This window comes from Photorhabdus viridis (genome assembly GCF_040256935.1).
Taxonomy (GTDB): Bacteria; Pseudomonadota; Gammaproteobacteria; order Enterobacterales; family Enterobacteriaceae; genus Photorhabdus; species Photorhabdus viridis.
Genome location: NZ_JBEJZY010000640.1, coordinates 1 through 216 on the forward strand (window position 1 = coordinate 1; position 216 = coordinate 216).

1 protein-coding gene is annotated in these 216 nt (G+C 61.6%); it reads left to right on the forward strand.

The features are described 5' to 3' along the window. On the forward strand, window positions 1-216 hold a 216-nt coding region (locus tag ABR397_RS24890; RefSeq protein ID WP_350307995.1), incomplete at both ends, for a hypothetical protein.

Genomic DNA, 216 nt, shown 5'->3' on the forward strand with positions numbered 1-216 from the left:
GCGGGCCGCACTGGCTGAACATCAGCCGGTTCCGGTGCCGGAAACAGTCAGCACATTAGCCGCCGGTATAGCCGCGTTGCCGTCGATGCCAAATGTGGTCTGGGAAACCGGCGCTAACGGCGAGATATCCCTGACGCTGGGCACACAACAGTGGGGTATCCGGGGCCTGTCACAGGTGAAAGCCGGGGCGGCGGTGATGAAAGTGAATGTTCAGGT